General features: G+C 62.9%; 4 protein-coding genes. All 4 read left to right on the forward strand.

Features of this window, described 5'->3' with window-relative positions; genetic code table 11:
- The coding region (locus KBC96_15470) for a 50S ribosomal protein L25 (protein MBP6965793.1) at window positions 1-290 on the forward strand (290 nt) is incomplete at its 5' end.
- A gap of 309 nt (window positions 291-599) precedes the next feature.
- Window positions 600-1,373, forward strand: a complete 774-nt coding sequence (locus KBC96_15475) for a PEP-CTERM sorting domain-containing protein (protein ID MBP6965794.1) — start codon at window positions 600-602, stop codon at window positions 1,371-1,373.
- Window positions 1,374-1,702: 329 nt separating this feature from the next.
- A complete protein-coding gene (locus KBC96_15480; GenBank protein ID MBP6965795.1) occupies window positions 1,703-2,587 on the forward strand; it encodes a PEP-CTERM sorting domain-containing protein in 885 nt (294 codons plus the stop codon).
- A 158-nt stretch (window positions 2,588-2,745) separates the two neighbouring features.
- A partial coding sequence (locus KBC96_15485; GenBank protein ID MBP6965796.1) for a glycosyltransferase family 39 protein occupies window positions 2,746-3,831 on the forward strand: 1,086 nt, incomplete at its 3' end.

Genomic DNA, 3,831 nt, shown 5'->3' on the forward strand with positions numbered 1-3,831 from the left:
AGCAGCCGGTGAGCGAAGTGACGGTCAAGGCCCTGCCGGACAAGATTCCGAGCCACATTGACGTGGACATCTCGCATCTCGAGCTCGGCGACGCCGTGCACGTCGGGGACCTGCAGATCCCGGAGGGAGTCGAGATACTCGCCCCGCCCGCGGAGAGCATGATCGTCAGCGTCAAGCTGCCGCACGTCCGCGTCGAAGAGGTCGCCCCCGTCGAGGAAGCGGAGGAAGGCGCGGAGCCTGCAGAGGGCGCCGAGGAGGCGCCGGCCGCGGAGGCCGAGCAGTCCGAGTAGCCCGGAGAGGGCGAATCCGGGAGACACGACAGACCAGACGGTCCGCCGCACGGCGGGCCGTCTTTTTCTTGTCCGCCAGAGCGGCTCGGAGGACTGGTATAAATACCGGTTTTCGCCCGAATCCCTTGACGAACAGCGAGTTCCGCCGTAGAATGGCAGTATAGTCATTGTCGCGTGCCGGGAGAACGCCTCGGAAGAGAAGGCGTCCGACGGCAGAGCGCGCTTACATCAACCACTAGATGTGGACGTAGGTCGGTTTTAGACAGTGGCGATATCTCATTTGTTAGGGAAGGAGAGGAGGTGAAACCTATGACAAGAATGTTGCTTATCCTCGCAGTTCTGCTGATCGCGTGCCCCCTCGCACAGGCGTCCCTCGCGGACAACTTCGAGTCGTACGCCAACACGGCTGCGTTGAGTGGTCCCTACACTCAGTTCTATCCGGCCAACCCCTTCCTACTGGACACGACCAAAGGCTACCTGTCTTCCCAGTCGATCCAGTCGGGCGTGCACGCGAACACCCAGAACCGGATGTGGATCAACCTGCCCGGTGGACCTATTGCGGCCACCGATGCTAAGCCGATCAAGGTCGAGTTCATGATTGATATCGACACGAACATCTGGTCTGTGCGGGAATACATTGAGATCCGCTCCTATGCCGGTGGTGCGTACAACGCGGGTGCTCTTAACCAGCTCCTCGCCCTGGGCTTTACGTCTTCAGGCGTGGACACGAGCAGGATCAACCAGCGCATCCTGTACGGTCCGGGTGCAGGTTGGGGAAACCTCACGACCGCCTATGCCACCAGAGCAAGCGTCGCGGCAAGTGGAAATGACTGGACCAAGCTGGGGATGCTCATCAAGTCCAACACCGTCGAGTACTACGTCAATGACAACTTGGACTCGACGAAAGGCATAAACCCGGGTTTGCTGTATGACAGCATTGTCATCGGCTCGGGCCTGAGCACCACCGTCCCAGTGTGGTTCGACAATCTCAAGGTCGAGGTAGTTCCTGAGCCGAGCAGCCTGCTCGCACTCGGAACGGGCCTGATCGGACTTGTCGGCCTCGCAAGAAGGCGCAGAGCCTGACAACGGCACGAAACCTAGCCGATACAGAGCGGCCGTCGGAAGCAAGTCTTCCGGCGGCCGTGTTTTCATCGGGCCGAAGCGGGACTCGGACGAGCGGCCGCACAGCATGTTCCCCGCCGGTAAAAGTACCGGTTTTTGCCGAATACTATTGACGAAACGGCCATCCGGCCCTACAATCAAGGAACTAGAACTGTCGGTTCGCGGGACGAGGCCTCCGCCAGAGAGGTTCCCGCGCGTGACAGGCCCCGGGCGATGCGGCACCGCATGGACCCGATCGGGCCGTTCAAGACAGTCGTTGCGTGAAAACGAAATAGGAAAAGGGGAAAGAGATGAAGACAGTACGGGCTACACTTGTTGTAGCGGTCGTCGTGTTGCTGACATGCGCAGTCGCAGCACAGGCGGCCACGACAATCATCGAGAGCCGGGTAGCCGGCGGCGCGCAGAACCCGCTCTTCACCATGGCCGGCCCCGCAGCCACAACGGCTAAGAGCACTGCGGCCGGCCTCACGGGCACAGGCTCCTACTACGCCGGCGAGTCCACTCCCTCCAAGTGGGGCGAGTGGGCGTTCACCCCGACGGTGACCGGGTACTACGACGTGTCCGCCACCTGGGCGGCCAACTCGTATGTGGGAACGTCCCCGACATGGACGGTGAGAAGCGCCGACCCTGACGTCGTCGTGGCTAAGGCCCAGAGCAGCGGCGCCAACGCGTGGAACACCCTTGCTACCGGCAAGAAGTTCATCGCCGCGACCGCCTACAAGACGAAGTTGGCGACTCCGGTCACGACGGTGACCGGGAAGAGGGTCTACTTCGACTCGGTCAGGTGGGTATCGTCCACGCCCACGGCGGCCACCCTCACCGGACCTGCCAACAACGCGATTGACGTCGGCACGCAGGCCGGCCCTCTGGTCTCGGTCACCCTGAGCTGGACGGCGGGCAACTACAACTCGTTCTTCGACGTGTACTTCGGCACCTCGAGCAACCCGACCACCAAGATCGGGGACAATCTGCCGGAGGGCACGACGTCGCTGGTAGTCAACAACCTGGACGTGTACACCAAGTACTACTGGAAAGTGACGGCGAAGAACGTGGACGCGAGCGTTGCCACCTCGGTCCGGAACTTCACCACCGTGCCTGAGCCGAGCAGCATCTTCGCTCTCGGAACGGGCCTGATCGGTCTGGCCGGAATCGCGCTTCGCAGGCGAAGAGCCTGAGCCATTCCGAATCCGCGGTAAGACATCACCGCCGGGCGGACTCCTGCCCGGCGGCTTTTCTTTGCCTGCGCATCGTTCGGAGCCGGCGGAAGGAAATGCCGACCAGCCGTGGAATCTCTACGGCGGGCAGTTCGACCGCGCCCTGAGAGGTCCGAACAGTGGCAGAGCCGGTTCAAGAGCCCGGGGCCGGGGAACGAGTGCGTCGCGTCCGCATCGCGGCAGTTGCAGTCCTGCTGATCGCGGCGGCGGCCTACATCCCCGTACTCCGAGCGAACTTCGTCAACTACGACGACGAGGCATACGTTACGGCGAACCCCCACGTGCAGTCCGGCCTCACCGTCGAGGGGCTCAGGTGGGCGTTCAACGTCGGATACCAGGGCAACTGGCACCCGGCTACGTGGATCTCGCACATGCTGGACCGGCAGTTCTTCGGACCAGGGCCGCTCGGGCCGCACGCGGTGAACCTGCTGATCCATCTGGCGAATACCCTGCTACTCCTTCTACTCCTCCACCGGATGACCGGGTCGGTCCGAAGGAGCGCGTTCGCGGCGGCGCTGTTCGCGGTCCATCCCCTGCACGTCGAATCGGTGGCGTGGGTGGCCGAGCGCAAGGACGTGCTGAGCGCGCTGTTCTGGTTCCTGACGATGTGGGCCTACGCGCGATACACCGAGTCGCCGAGCCCGAAGCGCTATCTCGCCGTCACAGCCTTCTTTGCCCTCGGGCTGATGTCCAAACCCACGCTGGTGACTCTTCCGTTCGTGCTCCTGCTGATTGACTACTGGCCGCTCGGCCGCTGGGTGCGCGGCGAACGACTGCGGCTTATCCGGGAGAAGCTGCCTCTCCTCGCCATGTCTCTGGCTTCCGGCGCGGTGACGTATGCGGCCCAGCAGAGGGCGGGAGCGGTCAGCCCCGTTGAGGAACTGTCGTTGGCGTCCCGGATCGCGAACGCGCTGACGGCCTACGTCGGTTACGTCGGCAAGATGCTCTGGCCCGCCAAGCTCGCAGCGTTCTACCCGCATGCGGCCAGTATTCCAACCTGGCATGTGCTGGCCGCAGCCGTTCTCCTAGCAGCGGCGACGATCCTGGTGATCCGATCCTCCGGGAGTCGTCCGTATCTCGCGGTGGGATGGTTCTGGTACCTGATCGTTCTCGTGCCGATGATCGGGTTGGTGCAGGTCGGCACCCAGGCGATGGCGGACCGATATACCTACATATCGTTGATCGGGCTGTTCATCGCGATAGCG

Source organism: Armatimonadota bacterium (assembly GCA_017993055.1).
Taxonomy (GTDB): domain Bacteria; phylum Armatimonadota; class UBA5829; order DTJY01; family DTJY01; genus JAGONM01.

Bases quoted from the DNA above. Each gene is read 5' to 3' on its own strand.
- KBC96_15475 (MBP6965794.1), top strand. From the start codon at position 600: ATGACAAGAATGTTGCTTATCCTCGCAGTTCTGCTGATCGCGTGCCCC.
- KBC96_15480 (MBP6965795.1), top strand. From the start codon at position 1,703: ATGAAGACAGTACGGGCTACACTTGTTGTAGCGGTCGTCGTGTTGCTG.